General features: G+C 57.9%; 13 protein-coding genes. 7 read left to right on the top strand and 6 right to left on the bottom strand.

What is annotated here, in order from left to right:
• The first annotated feature begins 120 nt into the window (after nt 1-120).
• Both BLM14_RS04265 and BLM14_RS04270 read left to right on the top strand, forming a co-directional pair.
• Entirely contained in the window at nt 121-375 is a 255-nt protein-coding gene (locus BLM14_RS04265; RefSeq protein WP_099998241.1) for an AbrB/MazE/SpoVT family DNA-binding domain-containing protein, read from the top strand.
• Nucleotides 376-471: 96 nt separating this feature from the next.
• Nucleotides 472-681 (top strand): type II toxin-antitoxin system PemK/MazF family toxin, encoded by a 210-nt coding sequence (locus tag BLM14_RS04270; protein ID WP_237143456.1) that lies wholly within the window; start codon nt 472-474, stop codon nt 679-681.
• 38 nt (nt 682-719) lie between these two features.
• On the opposite strand, the gene BLM14_RS04275 is transcribed toward BLM14_RS04270, so the two are convergent.
• A complete protein-coding gene (locus tag BLM14_RS04275) occupies nt 720-1,922 on the bottom strand; it encodes a pyridoxal phosphate-dependent aminotransferase (protein ID WP_099998242.1) in 1,203 nt (400 codons plus the stop codon).
• A gap of 243 nt (nt 1,923-2,165) precedes the next feature.
• Between BLM14_RS04275 and BLM14_RS04280 the strand changes: the two genes are divergently transcribed.
• The gene (locus BLM14_RS04280; RefSeq protein WP_099998243.1) at nt 2,166-2,780 is read left to right on the top strand and encodes a glutathione S-transferase family protein; all 615 of its coding nucleotides are present in this window, start codon (nt 2,166-2,168) and stop codon (nt 2,778-2,780) included.
• Here the strand turns inward: BLM14_RS04280 and BLM14_RS04285 are convergent, their stop codons facing one another.
• Nucleotides 2,781-3,707, bottom strand: coding sequence for a LysR family transcriptional regulator (locus BLM14_RS04285; RefSeq protein WP_099998244.1), 927 nt, complete (start codon nt 3,705-3,707; stop codon nt 2,781-2,783). It abuts the gene before it with no gap.
• Between the two features lie 126 nt (nt 3,708-3,833).
• Between BLM14_RS04285 and BLM14_RS04290 the strand changes: the two genes are divergently transcribed.
• A complete protein-coding gene (locus tag BLM14_RS04290) occupies nt 3,834-4,865 on the top strand; it encodes a zinc-dependent alcohol dehydrogenase family protein (RefSeq protein WP_099998245.1) in 1,032 nt (343 codons plus the stop codon).
• 115 nt (nt 4,866-4,980) lie between these two features.
• On the opposite strand, the gene BLM14_RS04295 is transcribed toward BLM14_RS04290, so the two are convergent.
• A complete protein-coding gene (locus BLM14_RS04295) occupies nt 4,981-5,193 on the bottom strand; it encodes a cold-shock protein (protein WP_099998246.1) in 213 nt (70 codons plus the stop codon).
• Nucleotides 5,194-5,526: 333 nt separating this feature from the next.
• Here BLM14_RS04295 and BLM14_RS04300 point away from each other — a divergent pair, with 333 nt between their 5' ends.
• Nucleotides 5,527-7,311 (top strand): ABC transporter ATP-binding protein/permease, encoded by a 1,785-nt coding sequence (locus tag BLM14_RS04300; RefSeq protein WP_099998247.1) that lies wholly within the window; start codon nt 5,527-5,529, stop codon nt 7,309-7,311.
• A gap of 41 nt (nt 7,312-7,352) precedes the next feature.
• Here BLM14_RS04300 and BLM14_RS04305 read toward each other — a convergent pair whose 3' ends face one another.
• Both BLM14_RS04305 and carB read right to left on the bottom strand, forming a co-directional pair.
• The gene (locus BLM14_RS04305; protein ID WP_237143457.1) at nt 7,353-7,523 is read right to left on the bottom strand and encodes a PIN domain-containing protein; all 171 of its coding nucleotides are present in this window, start codon (nt 7,521-7,523) and stop codon (nt 7,353-7,355) included.
• 119 nt (nt 7,524-7,642) lie between these two features.
• Nucleotides 7,643-11,128, bottom strand: coding sequence for a carbamoyl-phosphate synthase large subunit (gene carB, locus BLM14_RS04310; protein WP_099998249.1), 3,486 nt, complete (start codon nt 11,126-11,128; stop codon nt 7,643-7,645).
• Nucleotides 11,129-11,467: 339 nt separating this feature from the next.
• On the opposite strand from carB, the gene ypfJ reads away from it, so the two are divergent.
• Nucleotides 11,468-12,406 carry a KPN_02809 family neutral zinc metallopeptidase gene (gene ypfJ / locus BLM14_RS04315; protein ID WP_099998250.1) on the top strand — a complete coding sequence of 313 codons (939 nt, stop codon included), beginning with the start codon at nt 11,468-11,470 and terminating at the stop codon, nt 12,404-12,406.
• A 172-nt stretch (nt 12,407-12,578) separates the two neighbouring features.
• Here ypfJ and BLM14_RS04320 read toward each other — a convergent pair whose 3' ends face one another.
• Entirely contained in the window at nt 12,579-13,301 is a 723-nt protein-coding gene (locus BLM14_RS04320) for an aspartate/glutamate racemase family protein (protein ID WP_099998251.1), read from the bottom strand.
• Nucleotides 13,302-13,446: 145 nt separating this feature from the next.
• Between BLM14_RS04320 and BLM14_RS04325 the strand changes: the two genes are divergently transcribed.
• Entirely contained in the window at nt 13,447-13,911 is a 465-nt protein-coding gene (locus tag BLM14_RS04325) for an Lrp/AsnC family transcriptional regulator (protein ID WP_099998252.1), read from the top strand.
• The last annotated feature ends 119 nt before the right edge of the window (nt 13,912-14,030 follow it).

Genomic DNA, 14,030 nt, shown 5'->3' on the forward strand with positions numbered 1-14,030 from the left:
TTTTCGATCATTGGTGTCACACAATGCCGTGAAGTTTGGCCATCACCCTTGTTCGTTGAACCGCATTGTCACCCATGACGATGGATGTCACAACAATGTTGGAACTATGGAGCCTTGACGATGAAAAGTGCGGTACGAAAAATAGGAAATTCGTCGGGGGTGATCATCCCCAAGCCGTTCTTTGCCGAAATCGGGTCGAAGCCTGGCGACAAGGTGGATATGCTTGTCGAGGACGGCCGCATCATCATAACACCCGTTCACAGCGAACTGCGCGCTGGCTGGCCGGAAGATGCGAAACGGGTAGCAGATGAGGGAGACGACGCTCTTGTCTGGCCGGAATTTTCAAATGAAGACGACCGCGAACTTAAATGGTGAAACGCGGTGACGTCTGGTTTGTGAATCTGGACCCCACGATCGGCAGCAGAAAACTCGCCCTGCCTCGTGATTTCACCACCGGAGATGCACGACCATTTGCGCACGATTATCGCGGCGCCGATGACAACGGGAAGTCGTCCAGCCGGTTTCCGGGTAGCTCTGCGCTTTCAAGGCAAGGATGGGCTGGTGCTCCTCGACCAGGTTCGGACGATCGACAAACAACGCCTAGTGAAAAAGTTGGGTCAAGTGTCTGCCAATACGCTCAAAACCACCCTTGTGACGCTCAGGACAATATTTGAGGAATGAAAAAAAAGTGGCCCGCGAGGCCCCTCTTCATGCCGATCTCAGCGAAGGCTGGCGCAGAAGCGCTGAATGCGCTTGCCGGCCTCTTCGAGATTGGCATCGGAGGTGGCGTAGGAGATGCGGAAGTTCGGTCCAAGGCCGAAAGCCGATCCGTGCACAGCGGCGACAGCTTCGGTCGCCAGCAACTCGCTGACAAAATCCTCGTCCGTTGCGATGACCTTGCCAGACGGTGCGGTCTTGCCAATTGCCGCTGCGCAGGACGGATAGACGTAGAATGCGCCTTCCGGCTTCGGGCATTCAAGCAATTTGGTCTGATTGAGCATCGAGACGATGAGATCGCGGCGTGCTTCGAATGCCTTCTTGAACACGGTCAAGTGAGCCTGCGTTCCGTCGAGGGCTTCCACTGCCGCCCATTGCGAGATGGAGCTTGTGCCGGATGTCTGCTGACCCTGCACCATGTCCATGGCCTTGATCAGTTCGAGCGGACCTGCAGCATAACCGATGCGCCAGCCGGTCATGGCATAGGCTTTCGACACGCCATTCATTGTCAGCGTACGGTTATAGAGGTTCGGCTCGACCTGCGCGGGCGTGACGAACTTGAAGTCGCCATAGGTGAGATGCTCGTACATATCGTCGGTCAGAACCCAGACATGCGGATGGCGCATGAGGACGTCGGTGAGCTTCTTCATCTCGTCCCATGTATAGGCGGCGCCCGACGGATTCGAGGGCGAGTTCATGATGATCCACTTGGTCTTCGGCGTAATGACCCGCTCCAGATCTTCCGGCTGCAATTTGAAATCGTTCTTCTGCACGGCCGAAACGATGACCGGGGTGCCACCGCACAGCGCGACCATCTCCGGATAGCTGACCCAGTAGGGCGCAACGCAGATGACTTCATCGCCGGGGTTCAATGTCGAGAGCAGGGCATTGTAGATGACGTGCTTGCCGCCAGTGCCGACGATCACCTGGTTCGCCTTGTACTCAAGTTCGTTCTCGCGCTTGAACTTGCGGACGATGGCTTCGCGCAGCTGCGGGATGCCGGCAACGGGCGTGTACTTGGTCTCGCCACGGCGGATGGCCGCGATGGCGGCTTCCTTGATGTTGTCCGGCGTATCGAAATCGGGCTCGCCGACGGAGAGCGATATGACGTCCCGGCCCTCGGCTTTCAGATCGCGGGCTTTCTGGGTGATCGCAATGGTTGCGGAAGTCTTCACACGGGAAAGGGCGTCTGCGAGGAATGCCATGGTATCGTTCTCCAGTAACGAGGGTTTGATGACCGGTAGACGGTTTGCGGGCCTGCTATGTCGCAATGGCGGGCGAATCGCAAGCGAAAGCATGTGTGCAAGGGTTCACATCGCGCACTTTCTGTGCAGTGTGTGACATGGAACGCTGAAAACATCAGTGATGTTTACACGATGCTTCAATCAAAATGATTGGACAGACCGGGAAGTAGCGGGAATATTCGCCCGCCACAGGAGACCAGAGCCATGCCAAAACTCTATTCGCAAATCGATTCCGGAAATTGCTACAAGCCACGGCTTTTGATGGCAAAACTGGCGGTGCCTTTTGAGCACATTGCCATTTCTTCAACCGATGGTTCAACACGCAAACCGGAATATCTGGCGAAGAATCCGAACGGCAAGGTGCCGCTGCTTGAACTGGACGACGGGCGGTTTCTGGCAGAATCGAATGCCATCCTGCTCCATCTGGCCGAGGGCAGCCGGTTTATTCCGGAAGACAGCTACGAGCGGGCGTTGATGTATCAATGGTTGTTCTTCGAGCAGTATACGCACGAGCCGAATATCGCCGTCAGACGCGCATTGCTGGTCTATCCGGAGCGGGCCAAGGACGCGACGCCGGAACGCCTGGCGGCAACGCTTGAGGGTGGTAACAAGGCACTGCTCGTCATGGAAAGCCAGTTGCAGAAGACGCCCTATTTCACGGGCAGCACCATCAGCCTCGCCGACATAGCGCTCTACGCCTATACGCACGAGGCCAATCGCGGCGGCTATGATCTCTCCGCCTATCCATCGGTGTCGAAATGGCTGAGCCGCGTTGCCGGCGATGAGGGCCATGTTCCCATTGGCTGGCTTCCTGATTGATCAGCCGCTCGACTTGATCTCCCTGTCGGTGCCTGTCATGCCCGGCAGGCGCTCGGCCAGCGCATCGATCAGAATGCGCAAGCGCGCAGGCATGAAGGGCGCTTTCGGCCAAACGGCAAAGGTATCGAAAACCAGCGGTTCGACATCGGGGAGGACCCTGACAAGACTGCCATCCTGAACCCGGTCGCGAATGAGCCAGCACGGCAGCCAGGCAAGCGCAAGGCCGCCGGCGGCAGCATCGGCTGCCGCTTCGAGATCGTCGAGAACGATACGGCTCCGTGTCGGCGCGGCATAGGAGCCACCCTTGCTGTCCGGAAATAGCCACGGCCGTGTGGTGCCGTCGCGGCCATAGACGATCGCTTCATGGCTGGCGATATCTTCCATGCAGGCTGGCGTTCCACGAGCGGCGAGATAGGACGGCGAAGCGCAGATCGTCATGCGTTGCCGGGCGATCCTTCGGGCGGTAAGAACCGCGCTATCGGGCAAGACGGCATTGCGCACAACGAGGTCGTAACCTTCTTCGATCAGATCGACGGGGCGGTCGGTGAACGACATATCAAACCGCAGCGCCGGATATTGGCGCGCGAGATCGAACACCACAGGCGCCACGCAGCGACGGCCGAAGAGCACCGGCACGCTGATGCGCAGGCGGCCTGACGGTTCGCCCTTTTCGGGCGTCACTGCATTTTCCGCAGCATCCACGGCGGCAAGGACCCGAACGCAATGTTCGTAAAAGGCGTGACCATCGCCCGTCAGCTTGAAATTGCGGGTCGTGCGATGGCATAGGCGTACGCCCAGCCGCTCTTCCAGCCGCGCGACTGTCTTTCCGATGGCCGAGCGAGACAGGTGCAGCTTATCGGCGGCGGCAGAAAATCCTCCGGCATCCACCACCGTAACAAATTCCTGAATACCCGCGAGCCGATCCATCCTGACCTCCTATTGTAGAATTATCAGATACAATATTGCGCGAAATGAGCGCAACTGTATTGTCTTTCGCTTCTATAAGTTGATGTCCTCAAACCCGTAATCGGGCGCAAACGAGGACAGTAGAGCATGACGAAGACAATGAAACGCTGGCAATTGACGGCAGCGGGGAGGACAAACCTGAAGCTTGTCGAGACGGCGATCCCGTCACCAGGGCCTGGCGAGATATTGATCAAGGTTGGGGCGGTTTCGCTGAATTACCGTGACAAATTGCTGGTCGATGATGGGTTTGGATTGCCGGATCCGCAGATGGAGCCGTTAATACCTCTCTCGGATATCTCGGGGACTGTTGCCGCACTCGGCGAAGGTGTGACACGTTTTGCGACAGGCGACCGCGTTATTTCCACCTTCCTGCCGGATTGGATCGACGGTAGCGGGCCCGGGACGGCGCGCCATCCAAACGGCCGCACTCTGGGCGGATCGCTCCAGGGCGTACTGGCTGAATATGTCGTCCTCAATCAGGATTGGGCGGTCCGCGGCCCCGATGCGCTCAGCGATGTCGAGGCGAGCACCTTGCCCTGTGCAGGCCTGACCGCATGGACGGCGCTCGTCGAGCGCGGAAAATTGCGGGCAGGGCAAAAGGTGGTCGTTCTTGGAACGGGCGGCGTATCGCTCTTTGGCTTGCAGATCGGCTTGATGCACGGGGCGGAAGTGATCGTCGTTTCCGGCGATGACAAGAAACTGGCGCGGGCGAGGGAGCTTGGCGCCCATCATGCCATCAACCGCAAACGAGAGGATTGGGTGGAGGCCGTTTACCGCCTGACGGGCGACTACGGGGCAGATCATATCCTGGAGACAGTTGGTGGTGCGCATCTCGGGAAATCGTTGAATGCAGCGGCGGTTGCCGGACGAATCTCCCTGATCGGCATTCTCGAGGGCCTTGATGTTTCCGGCGGCTTTGGCGCCTTCGCGCGCAAGCGCCTTGTCGTGGAAGGCATACAGGTCGGGCACCGGCGGGCGCTGGAGGACCTGGTCAGGGCTTTCGATCTTTCAGGGACAAAGCCTGTGATCGATGCAATCTACAAGATGGATGAGTTTGAGGCAGCGCTCGATCATCTCGATCGGGGCCCTTTTGGTAAGATTGTGGTTGAAGCCGGTTAGAAACTGATTCCGAGATATGGGATAAACTATTGGTTTTAAATAAAAAAGGCGGGATAAATCCCGCCTTTTCAAATTCATGTGCGTTCAGAAATCAGACGATTCCCGTATGCGGTTATCAGCCGGCAACGCTAAGGTTGTCAGCGGACGACTTGCCCGAACGACGATCCTGTACGATCTCATAGTTGACCTTCTGGCCGTCATTGAGACCGCGCAAACCCGCGCGTTCAACAGCGGAGATATGGACGAAAACGTCTGCACCGCCAGTATCAGGCTGGATGAAGCCGTAGCCCTTAGTGCTGTTGAACCATTTCACTGTTCCCGAAGCCATGGGAAGTTCCTTTCAGATATATAAGACAGGCAGCATGCACATATGCGGCCCAGGGAATCGAACCTATGCAATGGAGTTCATCAGGAAGCGCAACAGGTTACGCAGGTCGCAAAGTCACTCGACCGATAAAATCGATGCCGGATACATATGACAGAATTTGTGCCAAAACAAGCCGTATTCAAATGCGTTTCTCGTCAGGGCCAGGTGCCGCGGGTTGTATGAGCGGATTTTGGCTCTACATTCCCTGTTGAATTTCAGTGCACTATCCGACGTACTTTAAGAGTAGATGGTAGAGTGAACAGGCCGAATCGCGGTCGTCCACGGGGGAAACTCATGGCGGAGAAGAAACAGAACCGATCCACAGCCACCTCGGTCGCGGGCGAAGTGGAAGCCGGGCTCCTCTCCCAGCTGCGCGTCATAGGGGATATCTACTGGATCTCACCGGTCCGCAACCGGCTGATTCTGATGATCCTCGGTGTTTTCAGTATCATCATCGTGACGTCGGCGGGGCAGGTACTGCTGAATCGATGGAACGTGCCTTTTTATGACTCGCTGTCCAGACGAGATTTTCCCGCCTTCATCGATCAGCTGATGGTGTTCTTTGGGATTGCTTCGGTTCTCCTCGTTCTCAATGTGGCCCAAACCTGGCTGAACCAGATGACGCGGCTGAAATTGCGCGAAGGCCTTACCCGGGATCTGGTCGGTGAATGGCTGCAGCCACGCCGCGCATTCAAGCTGTCCAATTCCGGGCCCATCGGCGTCAATCCTGACCAGCGGCTGCACGAAGATGCGCGGCACCTGTCGGAAATGTCGACCGATCTTGGGTTCGGGCTGTTGCAGGCCTCGATCCTGTTGATCAGCTTTATCGGCGTGCTGTGGACATTCTCCAGCGGTTTCGTGTTCAACGTCTATGGTTATAGTTTCTCCATCCCCGGATACATGGTCTGGGCAGCTATCATCTACGCAGCGTCCGCATCCTGGTTGAGCTGGCTCGTCGGGCGCAAGCTGATCAAGTTCAATGCGGATCGCTACCAGAAAGAGTCCGAACTGCGCTTTTCGCTGATGCGGGTCAATGAGCACATCGATGCGATCTCGCTCTATCGCGGAGAAGCTGACGAGAATCGCAGGATCGGCTTCGATATCGACAGCCTTCTTGCTGCGATCCGCCTGCTGGTCACAGCGCTCACGCAACTAACCTGGGTGACTTCCGGGTATGGCTGGATCACCATTGTCGCGCCTATTCTCGTGGCGGCGCCGGTTTACTTTGCCGGGAACCTGTCATTTGGCGGGTTGATGGCGGCGATCGGCGCCTTCAATCAGGTGCACGATGCGCTGAAATGGTTTGTCAATAATTTTGGTGCCATCGCCGACTGGCGCGCAACACTCCTACGCGTGACCTCATTCCGGCAGGCTGTGCAAGCCACCGATGTCAGGAACAGTGTAGAACAACGGATCAAGTTCACGGAATCCGGCTCAAACGAGATCGTCCTCGATTCGCTCAAAATCACAGCGCCGCGGGCGACAGTCCGATTGAAAGAGAAGAAAGCGGTTGTGAAAGAAGGTGAGCGGGTTCTGATCACCAGCGAACCGGGGATCGACCGCACTTTGCTTTTTCGTGCGATCGCGGGCCTTTGGCCATGGGGAGCAGGAACTGTCAGTCTGCCTCCAGACACAAACATCCTCTTTATGCCGCGTCTGCCCTATTTCCCGCCGGGCACCTTGCGCGAGGCCATGTCCTATCCTGTCGGCAAGGACGGATTTTCCGATGAGGAGCTTATATCTGCCCTGCATGACCTTGGCTTGACAAGGCTCGAGACCATGCTGGATTTCCACACGCGGTGGGACAGGGAATTGAGTGACGACGAACAACAATCGCTGGCTTTCGCCCGGCTAAAGCTGCACAAGCCGAGCTGGGTGGTGATCGACGAGGCGCTGGATGGCATGGAGGACGATGCCTACCAACGCGTTACGGCGGTCTTGCGTGATCACCTTGCCAAATCAACAGTCGTGCATATCGGTCGCGAGGACAAGAATGACCATGTCTTCGCTAAAATACTGCACTTTGTCAGCGATCCATCGGGGCATGGACTGGAAGAGGAGCAGCTTGAAGGCGTTTGAGGCGAGCCCTCTTTTCAACGCCACTGGTTTCGCTTGCCGGTTCACCAGATCGTTTTGACGTGAATATAGTCGCGTATTTTCTCGTCTGCAGTGATGAGTGGCGCGGCAAGTGCTCGCGCCGTGGCAACTATCATGCGATCTGCCGGGTCTTTGTGAAATGTACCGGGAAGCCCTACGGATTTAGTGGCGATTTCCACATTTATCGCAGCCATAGCCTCCCTGCTCAGTATCGAATCTCCGGTAACCCACCAAACGAGCACGTGCGCGCCCAGGCAATTGACAGGATGGCTCCAGGAGCGGAGTCACCCTGCCGTAAGCCAAGATTTCAGAATCAGACGAAATAATCCTGTAGCGGCCTGACCTCCAGCGATCCGGCCTTCAGCGCGGCAATGGCTTCCGCCACCGCGTTGGCACCGGAGAGGGTGGTGTAGTATGGCACCTTCTGCATCAGCGTTGCCCGGCGCAGCGATTTCGAATCCGAGATCGCCTTGGCGCTGTCGGTGGTGTTGAAGACCAGCTGCACTTGCCGGTTGCGGATGGCATCCTCGACGTGCGGACGCCCCTCCTGGACCTTGTTGATCTTCTGAGCCTCGACGCCATTCTCTTTGAGGAAGCGGGCTGTGCCCCCGGTCGCAAGAATCTTGAAACCTTGTCCGGCAAGCCGCTTCACTGACGGGAGGATTCCCGGCTTGTCTTCGTCACGCACCGAGACGAAGAGCGTTCCGTCGCGTGGCAGATCGACACCGGCGCCGAGCTGCGATTTGGCAAACGCCAGTGCATAATCATAATCGAGGCCCATGACTTCGCCAGTCGAACGCATTTCCGGTCCAAGCAGGGTGTCAACGCCTGGGAAGCGTGCAAAGGGGAAGACCGCCTCTTTCACCGCGATGTGCTTGCGCCCTGTGGTCGAGGGCTTGCCGCCGTAATTGGCAAGCGCACCGTCCAGCGTTTCGCCGGCCATGATCCGTGCCGCAACCTTGGCGATCGGCTTGCCGATGGTCTTGGCGACGAACGGAACGGTACGCGAGGCACGCGGATTGACTTCCAGGACGTAGATGGTGCCATCCTTGATGGCGTACTGCACATTCATCAGCCCGACGACGTTGAGCGACTTGGCAAGCGCCGCAGTTTCCTTTTCGAGCTCCGCAACCGTTTCCGCCGAAAGTGAATGGACCGGTAGCGAGCAGGCGCTGTCACCTGAATGGATACCAGCCTCTTCGATGTGTTCCATGATACCGGAGATCCAGGTATCCTTGCCGTCGCAGAGGCAATCCACATCGACCTCGATCGCTTCGGTCAGATAACGGTCGAACAGCAGCGGGTTCTTGCCAAGCAGCGTATTGATCTGGCCGGTCTTGTCGTTCGGATATTTCTGCTTGATGTCTTCCGGTACGAGTTCCGGAACGGTGTCGAGCAGGTAGCTTTGCAGGCCGCGCTCATCGTGGATGATCTGCATGGCCCGGCCGCCGAGAACATAGGACGGACGCACGACAAGCGGGAAACCGAGTTCACCGGCGATCGTGCGCGCCTGTTCGACCGAGTAAGCGATGCCGTTTTTCGGCTGCGTCAGATCGAGCTTGACCAGAAGCTTCTGGAACCTGTCGCGGTCTTCGGCAAGGTCGATCGCATCCGGCGATGTGCCGAGGATCGGAATCCCCGCCTTCTCCAGCGCATCGGCGAGCTTCAATGGTGTCTGACCGCCGAACTGGACGATGACGCCGTGCAAGGTTCCGGCGGTTTGTTCGGTGCGCAGGATTTCGAGGACGTCTTCCGCAGTCAGCGGCTCGAAATAGAGCCGGTCCGACGTGTCATAGTCGGTCGAGACCGTTTCGGGGTTGCAGTTGATCATGATGGCTTCATAGCCCGCCTCGCGCAGGGCGAAGGCGGCATGGCAGCAGCAATAATCGAACTCGATGCCCTGACCGATACGGTTCGGGCCCCCGCCGAGAATGACGACCTTCTTGCGGTCGGAAACCTGCGCCTCTGAGGCGAGGGCCCCGGCAAACGGCACTTCATAGGTCGAATACATGTAGGCCGTCGGCGAGGCGAATTCGGCAGCGCAGGTATCGATGCGTTTGAAGACGGGATGGACGTCGAGCTTGTTGCGCAGCTTTGTCACGTCGCTGGCTTCCACCTTGGCGAGGCTGGCGAGGCGCGCATCGGAGAACCCCATGCCCTTGAGCATGCGCAGGTTTTGCGCATCCTGCGGCAGGCCGTGTTCGCGCACACGCTCTTCCGTGGCGATGATCTCGGCCATCTGCTCCAGGAACCACGGATCTATCTTGCAACCTTCGTGAACTTCCTCGACGGAAAGGCCGAGGCGCAGCGCCTGACCGACCATGCGCAGGCGGTCCGGGGTCGGCACGCCGATGGCGGCGCGGATGGCATTGTTGTCGCTGCCTTCGCCAAGGCCCGGAATGGCGATTTCGTCGAGGCCAGTGAGGCCGGTTTCGAGGCCGCGCAGGGCTTTCTGCAGCGACTCCTTGAATGTGCGCCCGATGGCCATGACTTCGCCGACCGACTTCATGGCGGTGGTGAGTGTCGGCTCGGCACCTGGGAACTTCTCGAAGGCAAAGCGCGGGATCTTGGTGACGACATAGTCGATGGAGGGCTCGAACGAAGCAGGCGTCGCGCCGCCCGTAATGTCGTTGTCGAGTTCATCCAGCGTGTAGCCGACGGCGAGTTTCGCCGCGATCTTGGCGATGGGGAAGCCCGTTGCCTTCGATGCCAGCGCCGAGGAACGCGACACACGTGGATTCATCTCGATGACGATCAGACGGCCATTTTCGGGATTGACCGCAAACTGCACATTGGAGCCGCCGGTTTCGACCCCGATCTCGCGCAGCACCGCGATCGAGGCGTTGCGCATGATCTGGTATTCCTTGTCCGTCAGGGTCAAGGCCGGTGCAACGGTGATCGAGTCGCCGGTATGGACACCCATCGGATCGACATTCTCGATGGAGCAGATGATGATGCAATTGTCCGCCTTGTCGCGGACGACTTCCATCTCGTATTCCTTCCAGCCGAGGACTGACTCTTCGATCAACACTTCGGTCGTCGGTGACGCGTCGAGACCGCTGCCGATGATCTCGTAGAACTCGGTGCGGTTATAGGCGATACCTCCGCCGGTTCCGCCCATGGTGAAGGAAGGGCGAATGATCGCCGGAAGGCCGACATGGTCGAGTGCGCTACCGGCCATGCCGAGCGCATGGGAGACATAGCGCTGCTTGCGGTCGCCTTCGCCGAGCTGCCATTCGGTTTCGAGTTTGTCCAAAGCAGCGTCGAGCTCGGCGCCCGAATATTTGGCCTTCACGGCTTCGCGCTGTTCCTGATGCAACCTGCGGTCGAGATCCTTGACCTCGGTGGCGTTGGCCAGCATGGATTTGGGTGTCTCGAGGCCAATCTTGGCCATGGCTTCGCGGAACAATGCGCGGTCCTCGGCCTTGTCAATTGCTTCGGCGTTGGCGCCGATCATCTCGACATTGTAGCGATCGAGCACGCCCATGCGGCGCAGTGACAATGCGGTGTTGAGTGCGGTCTGCCCGCCCATGGTCGGCAGCAACGCGTCAGGCCGCTCCTTGGCGATGATCTTGGCAACGACTTCAGGGGTGATCGGTTCAATATAGGTCGCGTCCGCCAGTTCCGGATCGGTCATGATCGTTGCCGGATTGGAATTGACGAGGATGACGCGGTAACCTTCTTCCTTTAGGGCCTTGCATGCCTGCGTGCCGGAATAGTCGAACTCACATGCCTGACCGATGATGATCGGTCCGGCGCCGATGATCAGAATAGATTTGATGTCGGTGCGTTTTGGCATGGTACGTTCCTATCAACAGCGTGCTGCACAAAAAACCGCACGGTTTTGACCGTACGGGCAGACACATAATTCCAGATGCGAGGCTAAGGCTGCCTTATAGGCAATGACTCTCTTCTACGTAACCCCAAAAACGCGCCTTTTTACGCTTTTTCGCAACAGTTTTCACCTGGTCGGCGGGTTTGGCTTCGTCCTGCATTAATCAGTCACGAAAATTGATTATGTATCGGTTGCAGCCGCACGTTGAAAAATAGCACCGTGCGTGAAACAAATATCGCACTATACTGTTGATAGTGCAGGGTATCGGCGGTCAAGGCCGGCGGGGTAATCGGGAGACGGGAAATGCGTTGGCAGGGCCGCAGGCAGAGTGACAATGTTGAAGATCAACGCGGCGAAGGCGGCGGCGGGTTTCCCGGCGGTATCGGCCGCGGCGGCGGGTTCCGGCTTCCGGGCGGCTCCGGCCTGCGCACGGCGCGCGGCGGCGGGTTTTCCGGGATTATCATCCTGGCGGCAATCTTCCTGTTCCTGAAATTCTGCACCAACATCGACCCAATGCAGATTCTCGTCGATTCCGGTGGTGATGGCGGGCAGCTGGTGCCGGGCCAGAGCCAGACGGCTCCTGGGGAAACGTCGGTCACGAGCAATGACGAGATGACGCAATTCGTGCGCACCATCCTGGCCGAGACGGAAGATGTCTGGAGCGGCATTTTCCAGGCCGAGGGCCAGACCTATCCAGCGCCGACAATGGTCCTGTTCAGCGGGCAGGTCCGGTCAGCCTGCGGTTTCGCCAGCGCGGCATCGGGCCCGTTCTACTGTCCCGGCGACAAGAAGCTCTATATCGATCTGAGTTTTTATGACGAACTCGACAAGAAGTTCGGCGCTTCCGGCGATTTTGCCCAGGCCTATGTACTTGCGCATGAAGTCGGCCATCACATCCAGAACCTGATTGGTGTTCTGCCCAAATTCAACGCGATGCGCCAGAACATGGGCGAAGCGGAAGCAAACGCCATGTCGGTTCGGGTCGAGCTCCAGGCCGATTGCTTCGCTGGTATCTGGGGTCATTTCACCAAGCAGAAGGGGATTCTGGAAGCGGGTGATCTGGAAGAAGCGCTGAACGCTGCGCAACAGATCGGCGACGATAACCTGCAGCGCAAGATGCAGGGCTATGTCGTGCCGGAAAGCTTCAACCACGGAACGTCGGCGCAGCGCGCTACGTGGTTCAAGCGCGGCTTTGACAGCGGCAAGCTGGAGAGCTGTGATACGTTTAGCGGCAACATTTAGGAATCAAACCCCTCCCCATCGCTTCGCTCCGTCCCTCCCCACAAGGGGGAGGGTGGGCGTTAAATTCTGAAGCAAATTGTAGCCGGCGAGCGATAGCAACCTTCCCTCCTTGCCCTCTCCCTTGTGGGGAGGCAGCAGGGAGGGGTCTTTCACTATTACAACCGCCGCCAACCTAAACGGCGCTCTGCTCGCTTGTGAAATCCATGCCCAGGGCATGGGCGACAGCCGCGCGTGAATGGATGGTTGTCGAGTCGAAGACCGGCAGCGCGACGTTGTCGTCGGTCAGGGAGAGGCAGATCTCCGTGCAGCCGAGAATGACGCAATCGGCGCCGGCATCCTTGCCGCGCTGAATGATCTTTTCCAGCGCCTGCCGGGACTCTTCCTTGACGATTCCGCAGCAGAGTTCATCGAAAATCACCGAATGAACCTTGGCGCGATCGATCTCGTTGGGAACAACGACCTCGATGCCGAACTCGGCGCGCATATAGTCGGCATAGAAGCCATGTTCCATCGTGTAGCGCGTCGCGAGAAGGAGCGGGCGTTTCTTTCCTGCCGCGGCGAGGGTGCGGCCCGTTTCCTGGCGGATATCGATGAGGGGAACACTGACCGAGGCAGCCACGGCATCAGCGACGAGATGCATCGTGTTCGTGCAAATCAGGATGCAATCCGCACCAGCGCCTTCGAGGCGCTTGGCCGCATCGGACAAGAGGGCAGCTGCATCATCCCAACGGTCGCTTTTTTGCAAGGCCACGACTTCGGCAAAATCCAGCGACTGCATGGCAATCCTGGCTGAGGCCAGGCCGCCGAGACGCGTCCGGACGATTTCATTGATCTGGCGGTAATAGACCGCAGTGCTCTCCCAGCTCATGCCGCCGATCAGTCCAATAGTGCGCATCACAAATTCCCTTTTGGTTCACGATCGGAATAATAAGTTGGATTGGACGCGAAAGGTTCGCAAAGTTTGTGAGAAATACTTTTAATCGTGCAAAAAATCAGCGAATGATTTATAGAATGCGCGGGAAATTTGCTAGGGAAGCGACATGCTCGACGATCGTGACCGCAAGATTCTGGATCTGCTGCAGGAAAATGCAGCGCTCGCCGTCTCCGATCTGGCTGACCGCGTCAGCCTTTCGATCTCCGCCTGTTCGCGCCGCATCCAGCGGCTCGAGGAAGACGGCTATATCGCCCGGCGCGTCGTTCTCCTTGATCGCCCGCTCATGGGGCTACCGACGACGATGTTCGTGATCGTGCGCACGGCGCGCCATTCCGCCGACTGGCTCGAACAGTTTCGCAAGGCGATCAGCGACATTCCGGAAATCGTCGAGGTGCATCGCATGACCGGCACCATAGACTACATTCTGAAACTGGTGCTGCCGCGCGTCGAAGCCTATGATGAAATCTACAAGACGCTGGTCGAAAAGGTCGAATTCTTCGATATATCGGCGTCCGTTTCCATGGAAACATTGAAGGCAACGACGGCGTTGCCGACCCATTACGTGCGATAGATTCAGGTGATGCCGGCCTGCAAGTCGCGTCTTTCTACGCTTCCAGGTTCGGTACGGTTTGGCAGGATTTGTCAGGAGGATTTTGCCCTAAAGTCACTTTTCAGTGGCGTATTTGCCGA

This window comes from Phyllobacterium zundukense, from assembly GCF_002764115.1.
Lineage (GTDB): Bacteria > Pseudomonadota > Alphaproteobacteria > Rhizobiales > Rhizobiaceae > Phyllobacterium > Phyllobacterium zundukense.